Source organism: Hymenobacter artigasi, assembly GCF_012275535.1.
In the GTDB taxonomy this organism is placed as follows: Bacteria; Bacteroidota; Bacteroidia; order Cytophagales; family Hymenobacteraceae; genus Hymenobacter; species Hymenobacter artigasi.
The window spans coordinates 529,241-554,916 of record NZ_JAAVTK010000002.1 but is presented as its reverse complement, the minus strand read 5'-3'; the positions used below and the strand labels follow the sequence as shown (position 1 = coordinate 554,916).

Sequence of the window (25,676 nt, the reverse complement as noted above, 5' to 3'; positions counted from 1 at the left end):
GCTGGCTAGGGATGGATACACAAGTGCAGGGTTGAGAGCAGGTAGCAGCGGGCTGAGCCAATGGGCCGTGCTGGCAGAGGAGGCTATACCAGTTCCGTTTCAGGGTCGGAATAAATGGCCTGGGTTGGTTCAGTTGATGGGATGGTGGGCGCATCATGGCCTTCCTGAGCACCGGAGTCCGCCTCATATTGCAAGGTGCTGACGTTGGGGACGATGGTGATTGGCGACTCGACTCCATCCAGCCGGGCCAGCCGGGCCGCCATTGCCCCTATCAGCCGGCTCAGCAGGTTGTCGGCCGCAGGATTTGCAATGCCCCCAGTGAAGCGGGCCAGCAGGCGGCGCAGTATGTCGCGCAGCTGGGCGGGTGGATATACCAGTACTAGGCCGCCCAGCACGCCTGCGCCCACGAGCATTTCCACGCCCAGCACCAGCAGCGCCGGACTACCCAATGGCAGCAGCAGGTAGCGCACCACCCAAATGCCGGCCGCCGACACGGTGCCGGCCAGCACGCCGGGGCCATAGGCCTGCAGCAGCGTGTAGTTGGGGGCCGCCAGCAGGCGCTTCATCAGCAGGGTGTAGAGCACGGTGCGCAGCACTTCGCCAAGAACCAGCGCCCAAGCCACGCCCAGCAGGCCGTAGGGGCTACAGAAGTACATCGTGCCGGCCAGCAGCACCACAAACAGCAGGTTCAGGTAGAGCTTGGCCGTGAGGGCGGCCGTGGCATCGCATACCACCGCCGAGAACATGGTGATGGCGCTCAGAATATACGTGAGGCAGATGACGCGTAGCACCGGAATGGCCTCCAGCCATTTTGGCCCGAGCATGACCAGTACAATTTCTGGGGCGGCCACCATCACGCCCATACAGATGGGCGTGATGAGGGTGGCTATCAGCGTAATGCTGCTTAGGTACACGTCGCGCAGCCGGGCCCGGTCGGCCTGCATCTGGCTGAAGGACGGAAACAGGACTTTGGCCACGTTGCTCGACAGCAGGTACACCGGCAGCGCAATCAGCATCGAGCCGCGCGTGTAAATACCCAGGGAAGCTGGCCCCAGTAGCCGCCCAATCAGCAGCGTATCAAGCGACATGCTCACGAACTCCACGAAGCTGATAACCGACATCCGGCTACCGTAGGCCAGCAGCGGCTTGTACGCCTCCCAGTCGAACAGCGGGAGCACCGAGTGGCGCACCGCGCCGTAAGCCAGCACGGTAACCAACAAGCCCTGCCCCAGTGAAGCCCCCACCAGTGCCCACACCCCAAAGCCCTGCCAGGCCAGGAACATGCCCAGCCCCAGGTAGCTCAGCAAAAATGACAGCATTTCCATAATTGCCAGCGCCCGGAAGCGCATGGCCCGGTGTAGCAGGCTCATGGCTGTGCCGTTCACACCGCTCAGGAAAATGCCCAGCGCCAGGGCCCGCACCACGGGCACTACCTCGGGCTGGTGCACAATACTAGCTGCCAGCGGTGCACTTGCCATCAGCAGGCCAGCAAACAGCGCGCCGAGCAATACCGAGGACGTGAACGCCACGCGCACGTCTTGCTCCGTCAGGTCAGGCTTCTGAATGATGGCCCGTTCCATGCCCATCTTGGCGAAGTACACCCCGAAGCGCAGAATCACGCCCGCCAGCGCCACCAGCCCGAAGGCGGCGGGGCTCAGCAGCCGGGCCATCACGGCGGTGTAGCCCACTTGCAGTACCGAGTTGACGATGGTGGCCGTCATCGTCCACTTCACACCATTGACGGTGGCCACGGTCAGGTTTTGAGGTTCGTCGGTGGAGGCCATTGGGGTGGTGGTTTTTGGGGTTTGCGCTGGGCGCTTGGTATCAGCAAACGGTCATGCTGAGCTTGTCGAAGCATCTCTACCGCTTCGTTGCAGTTGTTATTAATTACTAGCGCGGTAGAGATGCTTCGACAAGCTCAGCATAACGTTCGGCGGGCTGGTTTCATCGTTCACCGTCGCTCAATACCCGTATTGATAAGCCTTCTGCTTATACCGGTACTCGTAGTTGTTGTTGAAGTGCATGTCGTTGATAATCATGTACAACTGCTTGATGCGCTGCGACTGGTGTAGCTCGTTTATCTGGTGCACCAGGGTGCGCTCGGTGTAGTTGTGGCGCACCACATAGATGTTGGCATCGAGAAAGCGCACCAGTACGAAATATTCGGCTACGAAGCCCACGGGCGGCGTGTCGAGCACCACGTAGTCGTACTCGGCACGGAGCTGGGCAATGAGCTCGGCCATGCGCGGGCGCTCCAGCAGCTCGGTGGGGTTGGCGGGCAGCTGGCCGCAGGTTATCACGTCGAGGTGGGGCACGCCGCTGGGGCGGCAGGCCTGGTCCAGGGTGCTTTCCTCGCGCAGGTAGCTGGCCAGGCCGTGGGCGGGCAGGGGGTCGAGGTCGAAGTAGCCGGCCATGGTGGGGCGGCGCAGGTCGGTTTCCACCAGCATTACGCGGCGGCCGGCCATGGCCAGCTCGGTGGCAATATTCACGGCGCAGAAGCTTTTGCCCTCGCCCGGAATGGACGATGTCACGCCCAGCACCTTCTTATCCATCCCCGCCGACAGGTACTGCAAATTCACCCGAATGGAGCGAAACGACTCCGCAATCGGCCCTTTGGGGTCTTGCAGCATCGTCACCTTGTCGTGCTTCGAGCCGTGCGCCACCACGCCCAGCAGCGGAATGCTCGTTACTTCGGCCAGGTCCTCGCGGCCCTGAATGCGGCGGTTGGCTTTGTCCATCAGCAGCACCAGGCCGGTGGGCAGCAGCACGCCCGCCAGGGCGGCCATCAGCCAGGCCAGCATGGGTTTTGGCGACTCGGGGCCGGCGCTGGTTTGCTGCGCCGGGTCGATTACTTTCTTGTCGGTGGCGTTGGTGGCCAGCGCAATCGCGGCCTCATTTCGCTTGTCTACCAAAAAGTTGTAGTTCTTTTCGTTGAAGTCGCTGGTGCTTTTCAGCGAGGTCAGCTGGCGCTCGCTTTCGGGCATCCGGCTCATCTGGCCGCGCACCTGGCTTAGCTGGCTGTCCAGGTCGCGCAGGGAAATATCGTTGGCCTGGCTCATGTTGGCTAGCGTCTGAATCAGCGATTCCTTGGTGTTGCGGATGCGGCCGTCGAGCACTGTTAGCAGCGGGTTTTCGCCGCTGGCGGTGGCGCTCAGCTCGGCCCGCTTCTCGTTCAGGTTGGTTAGCTGCATAATCAGGCTGTTGAGCACGGGGTCCTCAATGCCCGCGCTGCTGGGCGAGGCCACCTGGCTGGCATTGCGGTTGGCGCGCAGGTAGCCCAGCATGTTCTGGTAGTACTTGCGGCGGGTGGCAATCTGGGCGCGGTCGGTTTCGAGGCCGCTCATGCGCTGGATGCCCGTGCTCGACTGGGCGGCCACGTCCAGCACCCCGCGCGTGGCCCGGAAGGTGGCCAGCGCCTCGGCCGACTGCCGCCGCTGGCCCGAGAGCTTATCAATCTCCTGGTTCAGGAACGTCAGCGTTTTGCGGCCGGTCTGGTCCTTCTCGCGCAGGTCTTCGGCAATGTACTGCGCCATTAGCGTGTCCAGAAACTGCGTGCCCTTGGCCGAAACCGTGTTTTTGGTGGTCAGCTCGATAATGCGCGACTCGTGGTCGATGGGCCGCACGGCCAGGCTGCCCTGGTACTGGCCGGCCGCGCCGTTCAGGTCGTTCAGCACGAAGTAGTAGGCCGCCGGCTCCTGCCCAAACGGCATGCCCGGCTCCTGCCGGATAACGGCCGTGAGCAGGCGCGAGCGCAGGGTATCGCCCCAGGTACCGGTCTGGTCCACGCTCACATCGGCGATGTCTGAAATCCGCTCGCTGGTGGGCAGGCTGAAAAGGCCCCCTTTCTTGGCCGTGGCGTGCAGCCGGAAGCGGCCCGGCCCGGCCGGCTCCACGTAAATGGGCACGCCGGCCAGCTGCGGCGCCTGCAAATCGACCCAGACCCGAAACGGCACCGCGCCCGCCGCCCGCTCGCGCACCTGCAACGGCCGCAGCGTGTTCAGCCAGGTGGCCGGCTGGGCGTAGTAGCTCACGGCGTAGGGCAGCCGGGCCACGGCCTGCCGCACAAACTCGGCCGATGTAAGCACGCCCAGCTCGTCCTCCATCTTGGGTCCTTTTTCGTGCACCTGCAGCATCTGGAGCAGCTCCTGGGCCTGTTTCGAGCCGGTGCCCTGGTCACCGAGCAGCATGGTAGACCGGAAAGCGTACACTGGGGCCTTCACCTTCAGGTACAGGTAGGCGCTGCCGCCCGCCAGCAGCAGGGCCAGCACAAACAGCGGCCAGCGGGTGCGCAGCTTAAAAAACAGCGCGTGCAAATCAATCTCGTCAGGAGCGGGCCGGGTTTCCATAGTCAGAAGCAGAGAAAAGTTGGGCTGATTGAGTTGAAATTTAGAAGTTGAGCGTTAGGAGTTGAGATGCGAACTCCATGATTTTTAACGCTTAACTTCTAATTCTTAACTCTTATCTCAATTAACCTTAATGAAGCTCAGGAGCAGAATAATGCTCGAAAGGCCACCGAATACCAACCCGAGGTTGTTGGCGTTGCCGCGGCTGGTGCGGGCCTTCAGCGGCTCCACGTACAGGGCGTCGTTGGGCAGCAGGTAGTAGTACTTGGACCGTAGCAGGTTGGGGTCGGTCAGGTCGAGGAGCACCACTTCCGAGCCCTTGGGCGTCTGCCGTATCAGCTTGATATTGGTGCGGTTGCCAAACTCGCCGATGTCGCCGGCTAGGCCCAGGGCCTCCAGCACGGTGGCCTGCGAGTTGTACACGAAGTAGCGCCCCGGTGCCCGTACCTCGCCCAGTATGGTGAGCTTGAAGCTGGTAAGCTTCACCAGGACGTTGGATTCGCGCATGAAGCGGGCTACTTCCTTCTGAATAAGCTGCTGGGTTTCTTCCACCGTGAGGCCAGCTACTTTCAGCCGTCCCGCCGTGGGCAGGTTGATGCTGCCGGTATCGTCCACAGAGTACCCGGAGGAGAAAATGTTGCCCGGGTCGCCGCTCTGAATGTTCTGCCCGCTGGTCACGCTGAACAAGTCGTTCAGGGCCGGCTGCACGCTCTGCACCCGGATGCTGAGCACGTCGCCGGGCTGCAGCCGGTACACCTGCCGCTCATTATCGACCTGCACCGCCGCCCGGGTCGAGTAGTCCTTGCCCTGCAGGTACGGCAGCTGCTGCTGCGATACGCACGAGCCCAGCCCTGCCAATACCAACCCCAGAACCCACACGCGGAAGTAAAACAATGAGTTCATAGACTGACCGTAACGAAGCAGGTTCCTGGCGCAAAATCAGCGTTTCGGGCGCTGGCTTCGAGTGTCGGTTCCTACCCCAGGTAGTGGAGAATAATAGCTAATTTAGTGATTTATTCCACATATATAGCACAAATGATTTATTTTTCTGTATTAATAAGTTCTTAATGTATTTTTAATCTTGCTATAAATCAATAACCTCAACCGGCTCGATTCGGCTCTTGTGCCCCTCATTCGCTCACCCGATGGCCAAAAAAAGAGTGGTGCCCCGACCCTGAAGCCGTGGCACCACTCTTTTTCATCAGGTATTCCGCACCTTATCCGTGCGATGCGCGAACCCGGCCTAAATCCAAAAACCGGCCCGCTCGAAGCTTCTTATTTCAGATTGGTGCTCCGGTTGTTGAAGCGTACGACCTGGCCGGCGCGCTTGCCGTTGCGCTTAATGCGGGCACCGTCGGCCTGCTCCAGCACCAGGCGCGGCAGCGTGCAGTCGGTGAGGGCAATTTCCTGGGGCGTGTAGCCGGCCGCGCCCACCACCAGCGTCTGGCCCTGGTACACGGGGTCGGTGAGGTGGAATTTGCCTTCCGCATCGGTTACATATACATCGTGGGTGCCTTTCACGAGCAGCGTGGCGCCCACCAGGGGCCGGCCGTTGGGCTCATAAATGGTGCCGGTGAGGGGCGCGCACGCCAGGCGCATGGGCCGGGCCGCGCTGCTGGCCGCCGGCCGCGACGACATGGCGATGCGGTCTTGGGCATTGCCGGCCGGTGCCAGCGTGCTGGCGCTTTGAGCGGCCACGGTCAGGCTGCTGCCCAGGGCAAAAAAAGTTACTGCGGCGGCGAGAAAAAATGGGCGCATAGGTAAGCGGATTAAAACGAGCGTGCAGGGATGAATGTGAAGATATTGATTAATAATTAACCTGTGTTAATAATAGGTATAATTTTTATCGAAATGATATAGTTGTGGTGCGACTTTTCGGGCGAGCCGAGGCCGGTCAAGTAGCTGTACTATTCAACTGGCCTGGTTTTTACTTAGTTTCAAAAAGGGGAGTTTCATGCCCTATTCACGCAGTCGGGAGCAAGTTGTTGCCTCAATTAACCAGTATGCCCAAATTTCCTAAACCTCTTTTTGCCTGCCTGCGTCCGGTACGCGGGCTTCACCTGTTGGGTCTGAGCTTGTTGCTGCTGCCGGCTACCAGCTGGGCGCAGGGCCTGGTGGCGTTTCCGGGGGCCGAGGGTGCGGGGCGCTTCACCACCGGCGGGCGGGGCACGGCGGCAATGCCCACCACGGTGCTCGAAGTCACCAACCTGCTCGATGACGGCCAGCCCGGCAGCCTGCGCTACGCCGTGCAGCTGAACGCGGCCAAAGCCCCGGCCCGCACCATCGTCTTTCGGGTGTCGGGCACCATTCACCTGTTATCGCCGCTCACCATCAGCAAGGGCAATACCACCATCGCGGGCCAGACGGCCCCCGGCGGCGGCATTTGCCTGGCCGACTATCCGGTATCGGTGAAGGCCAATAATGTGATTGTGCGCTTCATCCGCTTCCGGATGGGTGATAAGAACCAGAACCAGGGCTTTGTGGACGGCGCGGGCGGCGATGATGCCTTCGGCGGCACCCGCAACAACCACCTCATCGTGGACCATTGCTCGATGAGCTGGAGCACCGACGAGGCCATGTCGGTGTACGAGGGCGACAGCACCACCCTGCAATGGAACATTATGGCCGAGCCGCTGAACTACTCCTATCACTACGAAGCCGGCGATACCGACTTCGAGCGCCACGGCTTCGGCGGCATCTGGGGTGGGCAGCATTCCTCGTTTCACCACAACCTGTTTGCGCACTGCAAAAACCGCACACCGCGCTTCAACGGCAGCCGCTACACCCACGCGGCAGGGTTCGAGAACGTCGATTTCAGCAACAACGTGATTTACGACTGGGGCGAAAACAACGTGTACGCCGGCGAGGGCGGCAATTACAACGTGGTGAACAACTACTACAAGCCCGGCCCCGGCACCAACCCCAAAGTGCAGGCCCAGGTGCTGAACCCGTACAAACTAGACAAGGAAAAAGGCCGCCTGCCCTACGGCAAGTTTTACCTGACGGGCAACTACGTAGACGGCTCGCCCGCCGTGACGGCCCGCAACTGGCGCGGCGTGGTGATGAACGGCGGCACCCCCGCCGATACCGCGCAGTCGAAAGTAACCACGCCGTTCGACCTGGGCCCGCTGGCCCTGCAAACGGCCCCCGCTGCCTACGAGGCCGTGCTGAACGGCGCGGGGGCCATCTGCCCGCAACGCGATACGCTCGACCAGCGCATTGTGCGCGAGGTGCGCACCCGCACCGGCACCATCATCGACGTGCAGGGCCACTACCCGCACGGCACGCCCTACAGCATCTCGCAAAAAGCCTGGCCGGTGCTGAAATCGACCCCCGCGCCCCTCGATACCGACCACGACGGCATGCCCGACGCCTGGGAAAAAGCCCACCACCTGAACCCTAAAAATGCCGCCGACCGCGCCCTGCGCGCTACCGATGGCTACACCAACCTGGAAAGCTATTTGAATAGCCTGGTGGCGTTGGGAGGGAAGTAGGGGCACGGCCTGAATATATATTAACGGTCATGTCGAGCGCAGCCGAGACATCTCGCGTGCAGTAGTAATCCATTCGATTGAGTTACTTCCACACGCGAGATGTCTCGGCTGCGCTCGACATGACCGTTCGACCTTTAAGCTATTACAGCATTCGCCATTCAGCCGCCATTCCGCCCGTTCAGCCGGCTGGAATACCGTTCACTTAAATTCCGTTTCGGTCGCTGCGTCGGGCCGGTAAGTTTGGGTTATTCAATCACCAACAACCCCATACTTACCCGATGAAAACTGCTGCTTTCGCCTGCCGCCTGTCCTTGTCGCTGTTGCTGCTGAGCGCGGCCGGCGCTGCTTTCGCCACCAATCCGGCCGCCGCGCCCGCCGCAAAAGTCGTGGCCGATAATCCTGCCTTGCACCCCACCTTCACGGTGCGGGTGGTGGGCAAGGGCCAGCCCATGCTGCTCATTCCCGGCCTGAACTGCCCCGGCGCGGTGTGGGACGAAACCGTGGCCCACTACCAGCGCCAGTACCAGTGCCACATCATCTCGCTGGCCGGCTTTGGAGGCACCGCGCCGGTGGCGGTGACGGACCCGCTGCTGCCGGCCGTGCGCGACCAGCTGCTGGCCTACATCAAAACCCAGAAGCTGACCCGGCCCGTGGTGGTGGGCCACAGCCTGGGCGGCTTCCTGGCGCTGGCCCTGAGCGTAGCCCAGCCCGAGGCCATCGGCCCGCTCGTGATTGTGGACTCGCTGCCTTTTCTGGCGGCCGTGCAAAACCCCGCCGCTACCGTAGAAACGGTGAAACCCCAGGTCACCGCCCTGCGCACCGAGATGAGCCGAGGCCATTTGCCGCGGGCTGCCCAGCGCGAAATGGCGGCCGGCATGGTCACCGACACGGCCCGCATCACGCAGGTGGTCCGCTGGGGCGTGGCTTCGGACCCTGCCACCGCGGCCCAGGCCATGTACGACCTCTACACCACCGACCTGCGCCCCGACCTGGGCCGCATCCGGCAGCCGGTGCTGGTGCTGGGGGCCTGGGCGGCCTACGTGCCGTATGGGGCCACCAAGCAGAGCATCCGCGCCGTATTCGCGCAGCAGTACGCCAGGCTGCCGCAGGCGCGCATCGAAATGTCGGAAGCCGGCCGCCACTTCCTGATGTACGACGACCCCCAATGGCTTCTGGCGCAGGCAGATACTTTCCTAAAGCAGCCCGCGCTGAGCAAAAAATAAGCTGCTGCCGCCCGCGCCGGCTGGTTCAGGCGGCTCTTCGCGGCCCGACCGCGTAACTTGCCCGCTTCGCTATTGCCCGTTGCCATGCCGCCGCTCACTTCTCACACCCGCTTGTATTGGACGCTCCAAACCGTGGGGTGGGGCTTGTATGGGGCGCTGGGGGTGCTGCTGGCCGCTGTGTTTGGGAAGTTTTCGCCGCTGGTTATTCCCATCGAGGCAATTGTGGCAGGTACGCTGCTGGGGTGCAGCCACCTGCTGCGGCTGTGGATGCGGCGCCACGGCTGGACGCGGCTGCCGCTGCGGGCACTGCTGCCGCGGCTGCTACTGGCGAACCTGGGCCTTGCTGTGGCCAGCCAGGTGGTGGTGGGCGCGCTGGTGGTGGTGCTGCTCTGGCTCACGCACTCGCTTGGCACCGGCCAGGGCTTCCCGTGGATGCAGTACGTGGGCTACGCGGCCAACTCGTTTTTCGCGTTCTGGCTGTGGTCGGGGGCCTATTTCAGCTTGCACTACTTCGATAATCTCCAGCGGGCCGAGGTGGAAAAATGGAAGCTGACCGCCGCCGTGCGCGATGCCGAGATGCGCACCCTCAAGGCCCAGATTAACCCGCACTTTCTCTTCAACGGCCTCAACAACATCCGGGCGCTGGTGCTGGAAAACCCGCTGCGCGCCCGCGAGATGATGACGCACCTCTCCGACCTGCTGCGCTATTCCCTGCAGCTCAACACCCGCGAGCAGGTGCCGCTGGCCCGCGAGCTCGAAATCGTGGCCCATTACCTCACCCTCGAAACCCTGCAGCTCGAAGAGCGCCTGCGCTTCACCCTCGACGTGGCCCCTGCCACCCTGGAGGTGCTGCTGCCGCCCATGACGCTGCAATTGCTGGTCGAAAATGCCATAAAGCACGGCATTGCGCCCCGGCCGGGCGGGGGGGCTATCCACATTTCGGCCCAGTTGGAACAGCCCGGCCAGGTGCTCATCACCGTGCGCAACCCCGGCCACTACCAGCCCAATCCCGCCGCCCTCGACCACACCGGCATCGGCCTGCCCAACGCCCACGAGCGCCTGCAGCTGCTCTTTGGCCCCACGGCCAGCCTCGCCATCGGCAACGATGCCCGGCAGGCCGATACCGTAACGGCCGAGCTGCGCCTGCCGGTGGGGGCGGTAGGTGTTCAAAAAGGCCGTCATGCAGCGCACAGCGAAGCATGACCTGTTTTAAAATCCTTGATTATGGATGTTTTAATCGTCGATGACTCGCGCCTGGCGCGTACCGAGCTGCGCCACCTGCTCCAGGCTTTCCCTGATGTGGCGGTGGTGGGCGAGGCCCGCCACGCCGACGAGGCCCGCGCCCAGATTCAGGCCCTGCGGCCCGATTTACTGCTGCTCGATGTGCAGATGCCCGGCCAGACCGGCTTCGAGCTGTTGGCTTCGCTGGGGGCGGCCCCGCACGTCATCTTCACCACGGCCTACGACGAATACGCCCTGCAGGCCTTCGCCGTGAATGCCCTCGACTACCTCCTGAAACCCGTGCAGGAAGCCCGCCTGGCCGCCGCCCTGGCCAAGGCCCGCGCCCATTGCAGCGCCCCGGTGCCGGCCGTGATGGCCCCTGCCGGCCCGGCCGAGGAAGGCCCGCTGGCCCCGCTCACGGCCCAGGACCAGGTGTTTGTGAAGGACGGCGAGCGGTGCTGGTTTGTGAAGCTGGCCGACATCAAGCTCTTCGAAATCAACGGCAGCTACACCCGCATTCACTTCGAAAACCACCAGCCGCTCATTCCGCGCACCTTGCAGCAGCTGGAAGCGCGCCTCGACCCCAAAGTGTTTTTTCGCGTCAATCGCCAGCAGATTATCAACCTGAAATGGATTGCCGGCATCGAGCCCTGGTTCAGCAACACACTGAAGCTGACGTTGCGCGGCGGCCCCGAGGTGGAAGTATCGCGGCAGCAGTCGGTGCGGTTCCGGGAGCTGCTGAGCCTGTAGCGGCGGCAGCGGGTTACGCGCAGAGCTCCGCGAACACCAGGATATTGCCGAACGGGTCGGTCACTTCCACCTGCATCACTTTGTCGCTCCAGCAGGTTTTTTGCAGCACCGGGCTCGGATAGGCTGAGGCTTTTTGCGTGAGCATGTGGTGAAAGGCAATCAAGCCGTTGATTTCGGCCATGGCCTTGGCCCCGGCGCAGCTTTCCTCGGGGTGGCTGGAGAGGTGCAGCACGATGCCGCCGCGCGATACCTGCATATACAGCGGCCCGCGCACCGACTGGTCCTGCCAGTCAATTCGAAACCCCAGCCAGTCGATGTAGAAATCGAGGGCCTGCTGGTAATCTAAAATCTGAAAAATGGGCGTGACCATTGGGGCGATTGGCTAAATAGCAGCGGTTGGCTTTGTGCTGATATTCGTTGAAATATAGTCCGAAATCGGCGATATTTCTTGCTGTTGCCTCACCTACGCCGGCCGCACCCGTTTCAGATTGCCCGGCCCCGTTCGCCTACATTTAACTCATGATTTCACCTGCCGAATACGACCGCCTCGACGGCCTGGCCCAGGCCGCTCTCGTGCGCACCGGCCAGCTCACGCCCGCCGAGCTGTGCACCGCCGCCATTGCCCGGGCCGAGGCCGTAAACCCTCAAATTAACGCCGTGGTGCACCCGTTGTATGCGCCCGCCCAGGCGCGCGCCGCCGCTGGGCTGCCGGCCGGCCCGTTTGGCGGCGTGCCGTTTCTGCTCAAGGATTTTGGTGCGCAGTATGCCGGCGCGCCGCACACCTCGGGCAGCCGGGCGCTGCGCCATTTTGTGCCCCACGAAGATGCCGAGCTGGTGCGCCGCTGGCAGGCTGCCGGCCTCAACATCCTGGGCAAAACCAACACCCCCGAGTTTGCCCTGATGGGCGTGACCGAACCCCTGCTGCACGGCCCCGCCCGCAACCCCTGGCACCTGGGCCACACGCCCGGCGGCAGCAGCGGCGGGGCGGCGGCGGCCGTGGCGGCCGGCATTGTGCCGGTGGCCGGGGCGGGCGACGGCGGCGGCTCCATCCGGATTCCGGCAGCCTGCTGCGGGCTGTTTGGGCTGAAACCCAGCCGGGGCCGCGTGCCCACCGGCCCCGAGCAGGGCGAAAAGTGGCAGGGTGCCGCCGTGGAGCACGTGGTGTCGCGCTCGGTGCGCGACAGCGCGGCCCTGCTCGATGCCACCCTGGGCCCCGATGCGGGCGCGCCCTACTTCCTGCCCAACCCCGCCCGGCCTTATCTGGAAGAGGTGGGCCGGGAGCCCGGCCGCCTGCGCATCGCCTTCAGCCTGGGCCACCCGCTGGGCAGCGCCCTGCACCCGGAGTGCGCCACGGCCGTGACGGAGGCCGCCAAACTGCTCGAAAGCCTGGGCCACGAGGTAGAAGAAGTACCGCTGCCGTTTGATGGCCGGGCCGTGGCTTCGGCCTTCCTGATGCTGTATTTTGGCGAAACCGGGGCCAGCATCGCGGCCCTGGCCAAACACTTGGGCCGCCCCGCCCGGCCCCGCGACGTGGAGCCCACCACCTGGCTGCTGGGCCTGCTGGGCCGCACGTATTCCGCCGCCGATTTTGCCGCCGCCCGCCATACCTGGAACGACCACGCCCGCGCCTTCGGCCGCTTCCACCTCACCCACGACCTGCTGCTCACGCCCACGCTGGCCACGCCGCCCGTACGCATCGGCGAGCTGCAGCCCAGGCCGCTGGAGCAAAAACTGCTGACGCTGGTGAATACCTTCGGCCTGGGCGGCCTCATCCGCCGCTCGGGCATCGTGGAGAAGCTGGCCGAGCAGAGCCTCGAAAAAACGCCCTACACCCAGGTGGCCAACCTCACGGGCCAGCCCGCCATGTCGGTGCCCCTGCACTGGACCGCCGACGGCCTGCCCTGCGGCGTGCAGTTCATCGCAAAGCTGGGGGCTGAGGACGTGCTGTTCCGGCTGGCCGGGCAGCTGGAGCAGGCCCGGCCGTGGTTTGATAAGCGGCCGGTGCTGTAGGAGTGCGTTTTTTGCCTCACCACACGGGTTTAGCCGTTGTGCTTCCTCCCAGCGTAGGGGTAAGATGGGTACGAGTGGGAGGTTGATGTTTGACCATTGCATTAGCTATTATACTTGTTCTGAGATGTCAGCGCGTCATGCTCTGCATGCCGTTCAATATTATCTATCGTATTCAGGAACAAGTCTATTATCTCATGCAGCTGCGCGCTATTGTCGATACGCCGGGAATATCTATCGACTACGATATTGAAAATCAGTGGCTTTATGTGGACTGGAAAGGCGTGCATGACCCAGACTCATCATGGGCTGCGTGCGGGCTGATGCTGACGAGCCTGCAGGAGTGTCCCTGTAGTAAGATTCTGAACGACAATTCCAATATCATCCACCCCACCATGCAGCTCTCGGCCAGGAGCCTGGAATGGCTCGCCCACATGCACGCCGCCGGGCTCCGCCACCTAGCCTGGGTGATGCCTCAAAAGCTTCACTCGCGGCGAACGACCGAAGGCGTGGTGTTGGAAATTGAGGCCCCCACCGTGTGCACCTTCGACGACGTGGCCACTGCCTATATGTGGCTGCAGCGGCAGTAGGAGCCCCGCTCCGGGGCATAACCCGCGTCAGCCAGGCGGGCACAGGACACAAAAAAAGCCCGGCCGAAGCCGGGCTTTTTTGCAAACGCAGGGACCGTGAAGCTTAGTGCTGCACGCTCACCTTGGTGCTGTACGTGCCACCGCTGGTCGTTACGCGCACAATGTAAATGCCCGATGCCAGGCGGCTGGTGTTCAGCTCCACGCCGCTCTGCTGCATCTGGCCGGCTGGTACCGGCACGGCGCGCAGCACGGTTTTGCCCAGCAGGTCGAGCATGTCTACCTGCATGGGGACGGTGCTGGTGAGCTGCGTGCGCACGGTGAGCACGTTCTGCGCCGGGTTGGGGTAGGCTTCCAGCGCATTGCCGGCGGTAGCGCCATTCTTGCTGGACAAGGCGATGGCCGGCGTGCCGGGGGGCAGGTCGAACGCCTGCACAATGCCCGTAACGAGTGGCGCACCGTTCACACGGTTGCCCTGCACGGCGCTGTAGCCCATGCCCCGACGGGCAAACACGTTCCAAATCAGGCCGGCGTTGGCGGCGCGGTTGGTGAGCGAGTCGGCCCGCAGCAGGCCATCGCGGCCGTCGAGGAAGCCGGGGTTGCACACCTGCAGCTTGCAGCCGTCGAGCACCAGCTTCAGGGCTTTGTTGTTGCCGCCGGTAGCGCTGAAGAAGTCGGCGTTGTAGCCGTAGCGGTAGATGAACTGCCAGTTCAGGTCCCACAGCACGGTAGCCCATACTTCGCCCACGTCGTGGGTTTCCTGGAAGCGGCCGGTAGCGGTGCCCAACTGGGCGTAGGTGTAGTTGTTCTGCGCGAAGTTGGTGGAGTACGGCTTGCGGCGGAAGCCTGGGCCCACAGCGTAGGGGTCGCCGTTGTCGTAGGTCGCCATGTAGCGGTTGGTGGCACCATCTTCGCCGGGGCGGGTGGTCATCCAGAGGGCAAAAAAGTCGCTCCAGCCTTCGCCCATGGTTTGGTTGCCAGTGGCCGAGTTGAGGCAGCTGGAGTTGGCCGGGCCGCCGGTGAGGCGGTTGCTGATGCCGTGGCCAAACTCGTGCGATACCACGCCGTTGTCAAACGAGCCGTCGAAGTCGGCACCCAGCGTGGCGGTCGCGTTCAGCGTAGCGCCGGCCAGAATGGCCGAACGCAGCCGGAAGCCATCGGCCCCGCTGATGAAAATGGCCGGAATGCGAATGCCCACGGTATCGGTACCGCCAAAATTCACCAGGTTGGTGGTGGTGCCCAGCGAGTCAAACACGATAACGGAAGTAGCACCGTTGTCCTGGGCACGCTTCACCTTGGTAGCAAAGGCGTTGGTAGCCCGGGGGTTGAGCGTGGTGAGCTGGGGGCAGCCGCCGCGCTGAATAAAGGCAATATTACCGGCCACCGCCGCCGCGTTCACGAAGGGCGAAGCACAGCCGTGGTCGCCGCCATCGGCCGATACGCCGTCGTTCACGAGCACCAGCCGGCCCGTCAGCGGCCGCTTGGTGAGGCGTGGGCCAAAGGAAACCGACGCAAAGCGGTAGCTGCCGGCCGCGCTGGCCGCGCCGGTCACGGTCAGGGCATTGGCCCCGGTGTTATCAAACAGGTACATCTGCATCCGGCCGTTGCTGCCGTCTACCGGGGTCGAGAAGTTGGCGTTGTTGCGGCCGCTGCCGTCCTGCGATTCGGCCCGCACAAAGTCGTTGCCCAAGCCCTGGGTACCAATGTTCTTGTACTGGAAGTTGCCCGATACCTCATCAAACCCCTTGCTCATCATCACATCGTGGAGCATGTTGTTCCAGTAGAACAGGTTGGTGATGCCGGCCGCGAGGTTGCCCGGGTCGCGGGGCCCCAGTGGCTGGTTGAAGGCAAAGTCGAAGTCGCGGTTGGCTCCGCCGTCGGGCGAGTTGGTGGTAGAAGCCACGTTGCCGTTGCCCGTCACCGTCGTCGCGTTGTCGTCGTAGGCCGCCACGTTGTTGCCTCGCGTGAGCTGCTTGCCACTCGAAAGCAGCGAGTAGGCATCGGCGTAGAACGCGCTGGGCGCGCGGGTGTCGCCCACCTGCCAGCCGTAGGGCGAGTACAGCGGGTTGGCCGAGCTGAAGGGCACCACCACGCGGGGCGAAAGGTCGGGGCTTTCGAACGGCACGGGGATAACCGTCATGCTGTTGGCTACGCCCGTGGTGCCTTTCGCGCCTTTGGCGTTCTTCAGCGCCTTGGCGGCTTTCGCGTCCAGGGCAATGGCAGCCGTAGTGGGCACCAGCTTGCGCCGGGCCTGCTCCTGCATCACGTGCTGGCGGAAGGTGGTCTGCTCGCTCACGGTGTAGTCGTTGCGGTCCAGCAGGCGGCCGGTTTGCGCATCCACGCGGGCGTTCCAGTAGTGCTGCTGGTCGAGTTGGGCAATGGTCACGTTCCACACCAGCACCAGCTTGTTATCAACGCGCAGGTACATCAGACGCACCGGAATGTTTTCTTCCGAAATACCGCCTTTGTTGAACACGATGCCGTCGGCCACGCGGCCTTCCGTCACGCGTTGCAGGGCTACGGGCATGGGCAGGCTCAGGCCCTTCGCAGCCGCTCCCACGGCTTGCTCCGGCGTGAGGCCCGGCGTGGCCGAAGGGGCTACTGCCGCCGCGCCCGCCAGAAAATCCTGGTTGAAATACACCACCTTGCCGCTGGCATCGGTGTGCACGGCTCCGTTGGCGTTAAACACCGTCAGGCCATTCACCCGCTGCTGCAGGTAGGTGTGCGTGAGGCCCGTGCTGGCATCCGTGTAGGAGCTGGTCACGGTCGGGTTGGCCACATCGGCCTCCGTCAGGTGGCCCTGGGCCCGCGCCTTCACGGCAAACGAGGCCAGCACCTGCGCGGCTGGGGCAACCTCCTGGGCCAGCACCAGCCCCGGCATCGCCAGCGCAATGGCCAGCGCCAGCTTGCGATAGCCTGAATAAGTAGGTAATACGTTCATATAGAGTGAAAAGTGGAAAAACAAAAACGCTTGGGCAACAGCTTTTAATTGCTGCGAATGAATGAGGGATTTCCCGAAAAACAGTTGCGTTGCCGGGGTTCGACTGGCTTGAGGGTTGAAGGTTGGCACCGAAGCGCAATTGCGAGGCAATCGCCTTCAGTGCCAACTTCTCAACGGACAGTCGATGAGGTGAAATAGTGCGGCTGCGCGTGTTATTTCACAATGCTTACCTGGCTGGTCAGGCGCTCGTCGCCGTTGCGCACCTGCAGGTAGTAAATGCCGGCCGCGAGGCTGCTCAGGTCGAGGCGGTTGGTGTAGTTGTCGCGGGCGGCGCCCGTGTACACGCGCTGGCCCAGGGTGTTGGTCACCTGCACATCAAGGCTGCCTTTGGCGTTAGCTCCGTGAATTTCGAGGTCAAACACGCCCGTGGTCGACGGGTTGGGGAACACGCTCACAGCGCGCAGCAGCGCCTCCGAAGTAGCCGTGATGGAAACGGCCGTCACCGCCACGTCGTCGATGTAGAGGTTGCCCTGGTTGGCCAGGCTCTTCACGTGGAAGCCCACGTACTGCGTGCTGGCACCGGCCGGCAACAAGGCCACCACGGGTACCGAAGTACCGTTGGCCAGGGCATAGTTGGTGTTGGTGATGGCCGTGTTGTTGTACAGCAGGTTGGTTTGGGCAGCTACCGTGGCGGCCGTGCCCGATTTCACTTCCAGGCTCTCCGTGTAGTTCGAGGGGCTGTTGGCAATGCCTTCGCCACGGTAGCGGAACGCCACCTGATAGCGCGAAGTAGCCAGCAGCGCCAGCGGCGGCGTGAAGAACCAGTCGTTGGCCACCACGTTGTTCAGCACCAGGCCCCGGTAGCGGATGCTGTTGGCGCCCGAGTTGGGGTTGGTGGCCGATACGGCCCAGGTAGCACCGTCGGCATTAGCATCCAGCACGCTGAAGCCGCAGGGCAGCGACTGGCCCGGAATCAGGGTGTCGAAGTCCTGGCTGTAGGGGAAGGCGGCTACCGTCTGGGTGGGGCTGCAGGGCGTGGTGAACGTGACGGGCGTAGCGTAGCTGCTGCTGCCGCCGGCGGTGCAGTTGCTCCGCACATATACCTGGTAGGTGGTGGCGGGCGTCAGGCCACTCAGCGGCACGGGGGCGGTGGTGCTCGTTACCAGCGTGCCGGTAGAGAGGGCGAAGCCGGCCGGGCCGTACAGCACTTCGTAGTTACTGGCCCCCGTAGCGGGCGCCGTAAAGAATACTGAAGCACCGGTGGCGGTGACGTTACCCACGGACAGGGTCGTAGGTGGTACACAGTTCGGGGTCACGGTCCCGAACTCAATCGCAAAGCGGAACGAGTTGTTGGGGGCAAAGTCGAGCCAGGTGGCCGTGCCGCCCGGCAGGTAGAAGAAGGTGCCGGGGCGAATGGGGGTCTCAAGCTGGTAAGAAAGCGACATGTTGGTGGCGCTGGTTTCTTTCACACCCACAAAAAAGCTGGTTGGTACAGCGATGTTGGGTACCGTTAGCGTAACGGTGCCGCCGGCGGTGGTGCGGTTCTGCGTAGGCGAGGTATAGAGCAGCGCGCCGGGCAGGCCCCCGGGGGCCGAAGCATCGTAGATAACCAGCTGGTACGGGGCCGTATTGGTCGTCGTGCCGGTGGCCGCAGCAAATGTTAGCACCACATCGCCAATGGTGGTAGCTGCCGGCAAGGTGTACTTCGAAGCCAGAATGGCGTTGCCGAGGCCAATGCCTCCCGTAGCCGCAGCCACCGGGTCGGTATACGACACGCGGTTGGCCGTTACCAGCTGGCCGTAGGTGGCGGTGTTGTTGTTGTTGTTGCCATCGGCCGGCACGGTTACGGTAACCGTGTTGGTGCCCGCCGCGAGCGTGGCCGGGTAGCTGGCAAACGTAACCGTAGTGGAAGCGCCCGCTGCCAGCGAGGCCACGCGCTTGGTATCGGTGAAGGTGTTGGCCCCGGTCACGTTCAGCGTCACGTCGAGGTTGGTCTGCGCCGAAACGCCGGCATTGGTCACCACGGCCCGCACGGCGTGCGGCAGGGCACCCGGGCTGGCTATTTTGCCCAGCGTATAAATAACCGATACCGCCGCGTCGCTGGTAGGAGTAGGCGCGAAGCGGTAGGTGCGGCCCGCATCCGGCAAAGCCGTTTGACGGACGTTGTGGGCGTTGCCCGCGCTCGATGCCAGGTAAGGGCCCACCATAAAGGTAGCCGCCGACCAGAGCCCCGTAGACGCCTTGGTGGCCAATACCGACGATGCCGGTACCGCGCCCTTAATGCCAACGGCTGCGTACTTGGCGTTCGATACGCCAGTGCTGGCCGTGGCAGTGCCGTACACAAACTCCACGTTATTAGTGGTTTCGTAGAGCTTTACCTGGAAGGAAAAGTTGTCGAACTGCGTGGCGATAACTGTTGCAATGGTCGACGAAGCAGCCTGGGGCTTGTCGGCCACGTTTTTCCACTGAATGGTACACACTCGGTTAGGAGCCGTGCCGGTGGTAACCACGCGGTACTCGGTGCCGCCGGCGGTGCCGGGGCCCAGGTCTAGGTTGAACGGCGCAATCAGGTTGACATCGGCCGCGTTGGTGCCGGAAATCGGGCCGGATTCCGGCGTTTGAGCAAACGGTGGAAAGGCTGCCACCGACGAAGGCGCCGCGCTGCCCAGCCGAATCAAGCCGTTCGTGTTCAGCACAAACTGCGTGAACGCGATGCCATTGAAGTTGAAGCTGAACCCAATGGCCTGTGCCGCCGAGTTGTCATCGTCCGTATTTGCCGTGGCAATGGCCGTGCCGGTCGTGCCCAGGTCGGTATAAGTGCCGGCCACGTTCACGGCCGTGCTGGGCGTATAGTTCAGCGTCTGCGCTTGTGCGGCCCCAGCGGCCCCACCCGCCACCAATACAGCCAAACCAGCCTTCTGCAAACGGCTCGCCCAGGTTTTTCGATTGTAAGATTCTATCATGAAAAAGGGTAACAGAGAAATATGATTATTGAGAGTGCTGCAATCCTCACTCTACTTGCATAGTGCAGGCAAACCGATTGCGCATGCAATATCCTGCATTTTTCATCAACTGTTTTAACAATTCGTTATCAAAAACATCATACTGTAGTAAATGCCCTGATACAGTGCTGGTAGGCCGCTGAAAAAAGGCTGGCAAGCTGCGAATAATTTCAGGAAAAGTAGGTGTTGAGCCTATTATTTTGATTATACACGGGTTTATATTGTCGATATATGAATAATGCAGTGTTTTGCCTGAAAATCCGACTGCTGCTGTCCCGCTGGCTGGGAAAATCTTATGAGGCAATACTTGCCGGAATAATTTGCTTCGCTAACCCCGGTTGCGGACTGCTAAACGGTAGCCTCCACCAGGTGGTGCCCGGCAGGGCGGCATACCGATAGCAAAGCCAGTAGCACAGAGGGTGGAGTCGCGTCGGGGCGCAAAAAATGCCCCATAAAAAGAGCCCCGGCGCTGGTGGGGCCGGGGCTTCAGAAACGAGCGTTGGAAGGTGCTGGCCTACTTGTCGAATACCTCGTTGAGCACACCGGCCAGGCGGATGCCGGCTTTCAGCACCTGCTGCTCCACAGTGGGGCCGAAGGTGGGGTAGAAGTGCCAGTCGAACTTGGTGGGCGAAACCGCCGCGCTGGCATAGATGGGCGTGCAGAGCTGGTACGACTCGAAAAGCCAGGTCGTCATATCATCCTTCTGCCACTGCTTGATTTGGGCGGGCGTGGCGTGGTCGTAGGCCGTGGCCATTTCGCTGTAGGTGAAGCCGGGGTATTCCACCAGGGCGGTATCCCACACGCTGTGCAGGTTGGTGTCGTCCTTGGCGCGCCAGTTCACCATGATGCTGTTGCCGCCTTTGTCCTCGGCGTGGCCTACGTGCAGGGGCTGGTGCACATCGCCCACCAGGTGAACTATAAACTTAAGGGCCACGAGCTTTTCCTCGGCGGTTTTCTTGGGGTCTTTCAGGTCGCGGCGGGCTTGCAGCAGAGCCGTGTAGGCGTTGGTGGGCGCGGCGGGGGCGGCCAGGGCGGGGTCGTTCAGCTGCTTCACGAATGCGGCAAAATCGAGGCCGGTGGCCACGTTGAGGTAGTGCCAGGGTGCCGTGTCGCGGAACAGCGGGTCCGAGCGCAGCTCATCGGCCCAGGTGCTTACCAGCGGCATGGTTTCGTGGCCCAGCATGCGGGCTACTTCGCGTTTGGCCGTAGAGGAAAGGTGGTTTTCGGCGATTTTGGCCACGGCCCGGTGGCCCATCACACCCCACGCCAGCAGGCTAAACGGCGCACACAACAAAGCCAGGAGGGCAACACTTTTTTTGAACATCAGCGAATAGGGTGGGAGTGAGGCGAGAGCAGGCGGTTTGCCGGGTTTCCGGGCACCTTCCGGCGCAAGCAGAACCACAAAGCTAGTGCCCGGCCGTAGCAGATGAATGCGCGGCCGGCAAAGTATTTATGCCCGGAGCTGAGCAGATGAAATCCCGGGCCGGGAAAGAATTGGTGCCGTTATTTGAGTGCGCAAAACGCCATTGCCTGCCTGCACCCCGCCAGCCCTTGCAACCCATTCTCGATTCTCCCGCCCTGTTCATCGGCCACGACGAGCCCAACCGCTGGCTCTACGTAGACCTGCGCGGCAACTATGATGGTCCCCTGGCCCAAGCCGCCTGCGAGCAAATGCTGGCTTCCCTGCGCCAGTGGCCCTGCCAGAAAATCCTGAGCGACAGCACCAACGTTCTCACCGTACACCTGCAGCACACCCAGTGGGGTACGCAGTGGCTGGAAGAGATGCAGACCGCCGGCCTGCGCTACTTCGCCTGGGTGCTGCCCCATAGCCTGCAGGCCCGCCACGCCACCGAAGAGCGGATGTGTCTTATTACCAAGCCGCTAGTGGGTACCTTCGATGACGTCGCCTCGGCCTGCCTGTGGCTGCAGCAGCAGCGGGAGCAATAGGGGAGTTAAGAGTTAAAAGTTGAGAGTCAAGAGGAACGTTATAATTTAAGCTCTTAACTCTCAACTTTTAACTACTAACTAAAACCGCCATGTTTACCAATCCCGTCCTCGACGACAACTTTCCGGACCCTACCATCATCCGCGCCGCCGATGGCTGGTACTACGCTTACGGGACCCAAACCAAGCGCGCCGGCCTCATTATCAACCTGCAAGTGGCCCGCTCCCGCGATTTGGTGGCTTGGGAATACCTCGGCGAAGGCCTGCCCGAAAAACCCGTCTGGGCCACCGAAAGCCAGAAAATATGGGCTCCGCACGTGAGCGAGCACGGCGGGCGCTACTATCTCTACTACTCGTCCAGGCACGATGGGGCCGACTATTTCAGCCTGGCCGTGGCCGTGGCCGATGCGCCCGCTGGCCCGTTCGTGGACTGCGGCCGGCCCATGCTGCCCGGTCCCGGCTTCACCTGCATCGACCCCATGGCTTTCGATGACCCCGCCACTGGCCGGCGGCTGCTGTACTGGGGCTCGGGGTTCGGCCCCATCTGGGTGCGCGAGCTGGCTACCGACCGCCTGCGCTTCGCGCCCGGCAGCGAGGCCGTGGCCGTGCTGCACCCCAGCGTTTCCGACGACCCCGCCGACTACCACCGCCTCATCGAAGGGGCCTGGGTGCACTACCGCGCCGGCTGGTACTACCTGTTTTTTTCGGGCGACAACTGCTGCGGCCCGCATGCCCACTACGCCGTGCTGGTGGCCCGCGCCCGCCAAGCCACCGGCCCCTTCGAAACCTACGCCGCCGCCACCGCCAACCCCCACGCCGCCCTGCTCACCGCCAATGCCCACTGGCACGCCCCCGGCCACAACTGCGTGGTGACCGATGCCGCCGGCCAGGACTGGCTGGCCTGCCACGCCATCGACCCCCGCCAGCCCACCTTCGACGCCATCGACGATTCGGAGGGCTACTCGCGCCGCGTGCTCATCCTGGCCCGGCTGGACTACACTGCCGACGGCTGGCCCGCCGTGGCCGGCGGCTCGCCCCAGTGGCTGCCCCAGCCCGCGCCAGCTGGCTAGGCCGGCTAGTTTAAACTACCAGCGCCGGCCTGTGTCTTTGGTGTCGGCTATCATGCGTAGCTCACGTTAATGGCTTAGCTTTAGCCCGATTGCGCCACTGCTACTGTTTTATTATGACTCGTTACATCGGGGCCAGCTTGCTGGTTGCCCTGCTGCTGAATGCCCTGGTGGGAGCCGCCCAGACCCGGCCCGCCGCCGATTCGGCCGGGGCCACGGAGGCGGGACCGCCTTGCCCGGCCCCCGTGGCCCCGCGCCGCCGGGTGGGCTTCGTCATTTCGCTCGACAACCGCGAGTCCTTCGTGCAGTCGTCGGCCGTGCACATCATTGGGGTCAATGCCGGGCTGCTGCTGCCCGGCCGGCGCTGGCGGCTGGGCCTGGGTGGCTACACCCTCAGCCGCGACTATGCCGCGCTCTACATCTACCAATACCGAAACGGCAAGCGCACCAAGAAAATCACCGATACCCTCACGCCTCAACTCGACCTCACGTACTTCACGCCCAACGTGAGCTATATTTTCTTTCAGCGGCCCTGGCTCGAAATCAGCCTGCCGCTGGAAGTGGGCCTGGGCCGCAGCCACTACACCGTTACCAACCAAAGCGGCTCCACCACTACCGACAACCGGGGCCTGTTTGTGCCCGTCGAGGCCGGGCTTTCCGTCCTGGTCAAGCCGTTTCGCTGGGTGGGGGTGAGCGGCAGCGTGGGCTACCGCAAGTCGGTGCTTGAAATTGATTATGAGGACGATTTCGACGGCATGTACTTCAGCTACCGCCTCAACGTATTTGTGGGCATAATCTGGCGCGATGTGCGCCAGTACCACCAGTCCCACCGGTTTGCCCGCGAGCTGGCCGAAGCCCGGCGCGGGTACTAAGCTGATATCCCAAAAGCCGACAGCCCGCTTGTTCGAACAGGCAATAAGTCCCTTCATCCCAGTTTGCCGTATCTTCGGCAGCCCTCGTTTTTTTCCTTGTTTATGCCTGCTGCATTACCATTTCTTCGTTTCGTGAGCCGCAAGTGGGCGAGTGCATTGGGGCTGCTGATAGCGGGCGCCGGCCCGGCGCTGGCCCAAGCCCCGGTGCCCGCCGAAACCCGCTGCCTGATGCTGCCCCTGGAGCCGGCCCGCCGCGCCCGGCAGTCGGCCCTGGTAGTTGAAGCGCAGGTGCTCGACGCCCGCAGCTTTTGGGATGCCGGCCACCGGCACCTCTTCACCCGGCACCGGCTGCGGGTCTTCTCGCTGCTGAAAGGCCCGGTAGCCGATACCACCGGCCTCACCGTCCTCACCGAAGGCGGCCGGCTGGGGCTCGACCAGCAAATCCTGACCAATACCCTGCAGCTCACGCCCGGCCAGCAGGGCATTTTCTTCCTGATGCCTGCGCCCTGGCCGGGCCTTCCCGTTGGCTCCGCCGCCTTCACCCCAGTGGGCAGCGAGCAGGGCTTCATCCAATTCAACCCCGCCGAGGGCACCGCCTCTGAGCCCTTCCGCATTTACAAGGCACTGGATGCGGGCTTTTATCAGGAAATAGCCCAGCTCACGGGGCAGGCGCGCCAGGTGTTGCAGGCCAACCCGGCGCTGGCCCAGGCGGCGGCGCCCGCGCAGCGGGGCACGACGGCCCCTACCATTGCGGGCTTTGCGCCCACCAGCCTCACGGCGGGTACCGGGGCGGTGCTCACCATCACCGGCGACGGCTTTGGCAGCACCCGGGGCAGTGGCTTTGTCGAATTCAGGAATGCCGACGATGGCGGCGCGACCCGCGTGAAAGCCCGCGACGACGACTACCTCAGCTGGACCAACAACCAGATTCAGGTGCGGGTGCCTTCGACGGCCAGCGGCGGTAGCCCGGTGAGCAGCGGCCACCCCGCCGGCTCCGGCCCCGTGCGCGTCACCACTTCCGACCAACTCAATGTCGAAAGCAGCAGTGTCCTGACCATTGTCTATGCCCTCACCAACGTGGAAAGCACCGATGGCAAGTTCCTACAGCGCCCCAACCACATTGCCCTCAATGCCACCGGGGGCATCACCTTCCGCTTCGGGCCCAACTTCACGGCCACGCCGGCGGCGGCCTGGCAGCGCGCCTTGGCCACCTGGCGCTGCCAGACGGGCATGAACTGGGAAGTGGGCCCCGCCAGCGCCACCAACACCATCGCCGACGACGGCCAGAACGTTGTGGCCTTCGACCAGGGGGCCGAGCTGCCCGCCCGCGTTCTGGGCCGCACCACCAGCTACTACAAAGGCTGCTACGCGCCAAATGGCGAAGTAATATTCTGGGTGAAGGAAATCGATATGCAGTTCGACGATGGCTCGCCCTTCCAGTTTGGTCCGTTGCCGGCCACCACCAGCCAGGTCGATTTTGAGTCGGTGGCCGTGCACGAGCTGGGCCACGCCCAGCAGCTCAACCACCTCAACCTGCCCCGTGCCATCATGCACTACGCCCTGGCGCTTGGCCAAACCACCCGTTCGCTGAACCCCCTCAGCGATGTGGCCGGTGGGCGGCAGGTGCTGCGGGTGCGCAGCTTTCGCAACTTGGGCTGCAGCGGCCCGGCCCTGCTGCCCTCTCCCCTCACCGGCCTCACCGGACAGTACACTGCCGGCACCGGCGCCACCCTCAACTGGACCACCCGCGACGAGTGCTTCCTGAGCCGCTTCGTGGTGGAGCGCAGCCTGAGCGGCGATACCACCGCCTGGACGCCGCTGGCCACCATCGCCCCGCGCCCCCCCGCCAGCCAGTACCAGTACGTAGATGCCCAGCCGCTCACCGGCCTGCACTACTACCGCCTCCGCCTGCAGCGCCCCGATGGCTCACTCGACAACGCCGCTCCCGTAGTCATAAGCTCGGAAAGCGCCAGCGTCAGCATCTTCCCCAACCCGGTGACGGACTCCCGGCTGCGCCTCCAATACCCCGCCTCCGCCGATGGCACGGTAATTTTCTGGGTGTATGACATGCTGGGCCGCCGCATCATGGCCACCGCCCTCAGCGTATCTGCCGGCCTGAACGTGCTCACGCTAAATCTGCCCGCTACGCAGTCCGGCCTGTACGTATTGCGCTGGCAGGATGCGCAAGGCCGCACGGGCAGCCAGAAGTTCACCCAGCTGTAGGT

General features: G+C 63.2%; 18 protein-coding genes. 10 read left to right on the top strand and 8 right to left on the bottom strand.

From position 1 onward, the window contains the following. Positions 1 to 83 precede the first annotated feature (83 nt). The 4 genes from HBN54_RS05975 to HBN54_RS05960 all read right to left on the bottom strand — a co-directional run bounded on the left by HBN54_RS05975 (position 84) and on the right by HBN54_RS05960 (position 6,101). Positions 84 to 1,784, bottom strand: a complete 1,701-nt coding sequence (locus HBN54_RS05975) for a lipopolysaccharide biosynthesis protein (RefSeq protein WP_168672226.1) — start codon at positions 1,782 to 1,784, stop codon at positions 84 to 86. Positions 1,785 to 1,961: 177 nt separating this feature from the next. Further along, positions 1,962 to 4,346, bottom strand: a complete 2,385-nt coding sequence (locus HBN54_RS05970) for a polysaccharide biosynthesis tyrosine autokinase (RefSeq protein WP_168672225.1) — start codon at positions 4,344 to 4,346, stop codon at positions 1,962 to 1,964. Positions 4,347 to 4,463: 117 nt separating this feature from the next. Next, positions 4,464 to 5,246 (bottom strand): polysaccharide biosynthesis/export family protein, encoded by a 783-nt coding sequence (locus tag HBN54_RS05965; RefSeq protein WP_235955393.1) that lies wholly within the window; start codon positions 5,244 to 5,246, stop codon positions 4,464 to 4,466. 372 nt (positions 5,247 to 5,618) lie between these two features. Next, positions 5,619 to 6,101, bottom strand: a complete 483-nt coding sequence (locus tag HBN54_RS05960) for a carboxypeptidase-like regulatory domain-containing protein (RefSeq protein WP_168672224.1) — start codon at positions 6,099 to 6,101, stop codon at positions 5,619 to 5,621. Between the two features lie 245 nt (positions 6,102 to 6,346). Between HBN54_RS05960 and HBN54_RS05955 the strand changes: the two genes are divergently transcribed. The 4 genes from HBN54_RS05955 to HBN54_RS05940 all read left to right on the top strand — a co-directional run bounded on the left by HBN54_RS05955 (position 6,347) and on the right by HBN54_RS05940 (position 11,031). Continuing rightward, a complete protein-coding gene (locus HBN54_RS05955) occupies positions 6,347 to 7,837 on the top strand; it encodes a pectate lyase family protein (protein WP_235955392.1) in 1,491 nt (496 codons plus the stop codon). 278 nt (positions 7,838 to 8,115) lie between these two features. Then, on the top strand, positions 8,116 to 9,060 hold the full coding sequence (locus HBN54_RS05950) for an alpha/beta fold hydrolase (protein ID WP_168672223.1): 945 nt from the start codon (positions 8,116 to 8,118) through the stop codon (positions 9,058 to 9,060). 84 nt (positions 9,061 to 9,144) lie between these two features. Next, the gene (locus HBN54_RS05945; RefSeq protein WP_168672222.1) at positions 9,145 to 10,263 is read left to right on the top strand and encodes a sensor histidine kinase; all 1,119 of its coding nucleotides are present in this window, start codon (positions 9,145 to 9,147) and stop codon (positions 10,261 to 10,263) included. Between the two features lie 21 nt (positions 10,264 to 10,284). Further along, the gene (locus tag HBN54_RS05940) at positions 10,285 to 11,031 is read left to right on the top strand and encodes a LytR/AlgR family response regulator transcription factor (RefSeq protein ID WP_168672221.1); all 747 of its coding nucleotides are present in this window, start codon (positions 10,285 to 10,287) and stop codon (positions 11,029 to 11,031) included. A gap of 13 nt (positions 11,032 to 11,044) precedes the next feature. Here HBN54_RS05940 and HBN54_RS05935 read toward each other — a convergent pair whose 3' ends face one another. Continuing rightward, a complete protein-coding gene (locus HBN54_RS05935; RefSeq protein ID WP_168672220.1) occupies positions 11,045 to 11,401 on the bottom strand; it encodes a glyoxalase superfamily protein in 357 nt (118 codons plus the stop codon). Positions 11,402 to 11,550: 149 nt separating this feature from the next. Here HBN54_RS05935 and HBN54_RS05930 point away from each other — a divergent pair, with 149 nt between their 5' ends. Further along, a complete protein-coding gene (locus HBN54_RS05930) occupies positions 11,551 to 13,041 on the top strand; it encodes an amidase (protein ID WP_168672219.1) in 1,491 nt (496 codons plus the stop codon). 320 nt (positions 13,042 to 13,361) lie between these two features. Continuing rightward, entirely contained in the window at positions 13,362 to 13,628 is a 267-nt protein-coding gene (locus HBN54_RS23185) for a hypothetical protein (protein WP_210427951.1), read from the top strand. Positions 13,629 to 13,731: 103 nt separating this feature from the next. Here the strand turns inward: HBN54_RS23185 and HBN54_RS05920 are convergent, their stop codons facing one another. From HBN54_RS05920 to HBN54_RS05910, 3 genes are all read right to left on the bottom strand, one after another. Continuing rightward, on the bottom strand, positions 13,732 to 16,566 hold the full coding sequence (locus tag HBN54_RS05920; protein WP_168672217.1) for a M36 family metallopeptidase: 2,835 nt from the start codon (positions 16,564 to 16,566) through the stop codon (positions 13,732 to 13,734). Between the two features lie 212 nt (positions 16,567 to 16,778). After that, positions 16,779 to 19,529 (bottom strand): T9SS type A sorting domain-containing protein, encoded by a 2,751-nt coding sequence (locus tag HBN54_RS05915; protein ID WP_168672216.1) that lies wholly within the window; start codon positions 19,527 to 19,529, stop codon positions 16,779 to 16,781. A gap of 553 nt (positions 19,530 to 20,082) precedes the next feature. Continuing rightward, complete coding sequence (locus tag HBN54_RS05910) at positions 20,083 to 20,892, bottom strand: S1/P1 nuclease (RefSeq protein WP_168672215.1); 810 nt, start codon at positions 20,890 to 20,892, stop codon at positions 20,083 to 20,085. Positions 20,893 to 21,119: 227 nt separating this feature from the next. Between HBN54_RS05910 and HBN54_RS05905 the strand changes: the two genes are divergently transcribed. From HBN54_RS05905 to HBN54_RS05890, 4 genes are all read left to right on the top strand, one after another. Further along, positions 21,120 to 21,515 carry a hypothetical protein gene (locus tag HBN54_RS05905; RefSeq protein WP_168672214.1) on the top strand — a complete coding sequence of 132 codons (396 nt, stop codon included), beginning with the start codon at positions 21,120 to 21,122 and terminating at the stop codon, positions 21,513 to 21,515. 89 nt (positions 21,516 to 21,604) lie between these two features. Next, a complete protein-coding gene (locus HBN54_RS05900) occupies positions 21,605 to 22,582 on the top strand; it encodes a glycoside hydrolase family 43 protein (protein ID WP_168672213.1) in 978 nt (325 codons plus the stop codon). 113 nt (positions 22,583 to 22,695) lie between these two features. Continuing rightward, a complete protein-coding gene (locus HBN54_RS05895) occupies positions 22,696 to 23,451 on the top strand; it encodes a hypothetical protein (RefSeq protein WP_168672212.1) in 756 nt (251 codons plus the stop codon). 102 nt (positions 23,452 to 23,553) lie between these two features. After that, complete coding sequence (locus HBN54_RS05890; protein WP_168672211.1) at positions 23,554 to 25,674, top strand: T9SS type A sorting domain-containing protein; 2,121 nt, start codon at positions 23,554 to 23,556, stop codon at positions 25,672 to 25,674. Positions 25,675 to 25,676: the final 2 nt, after the last annotated feature.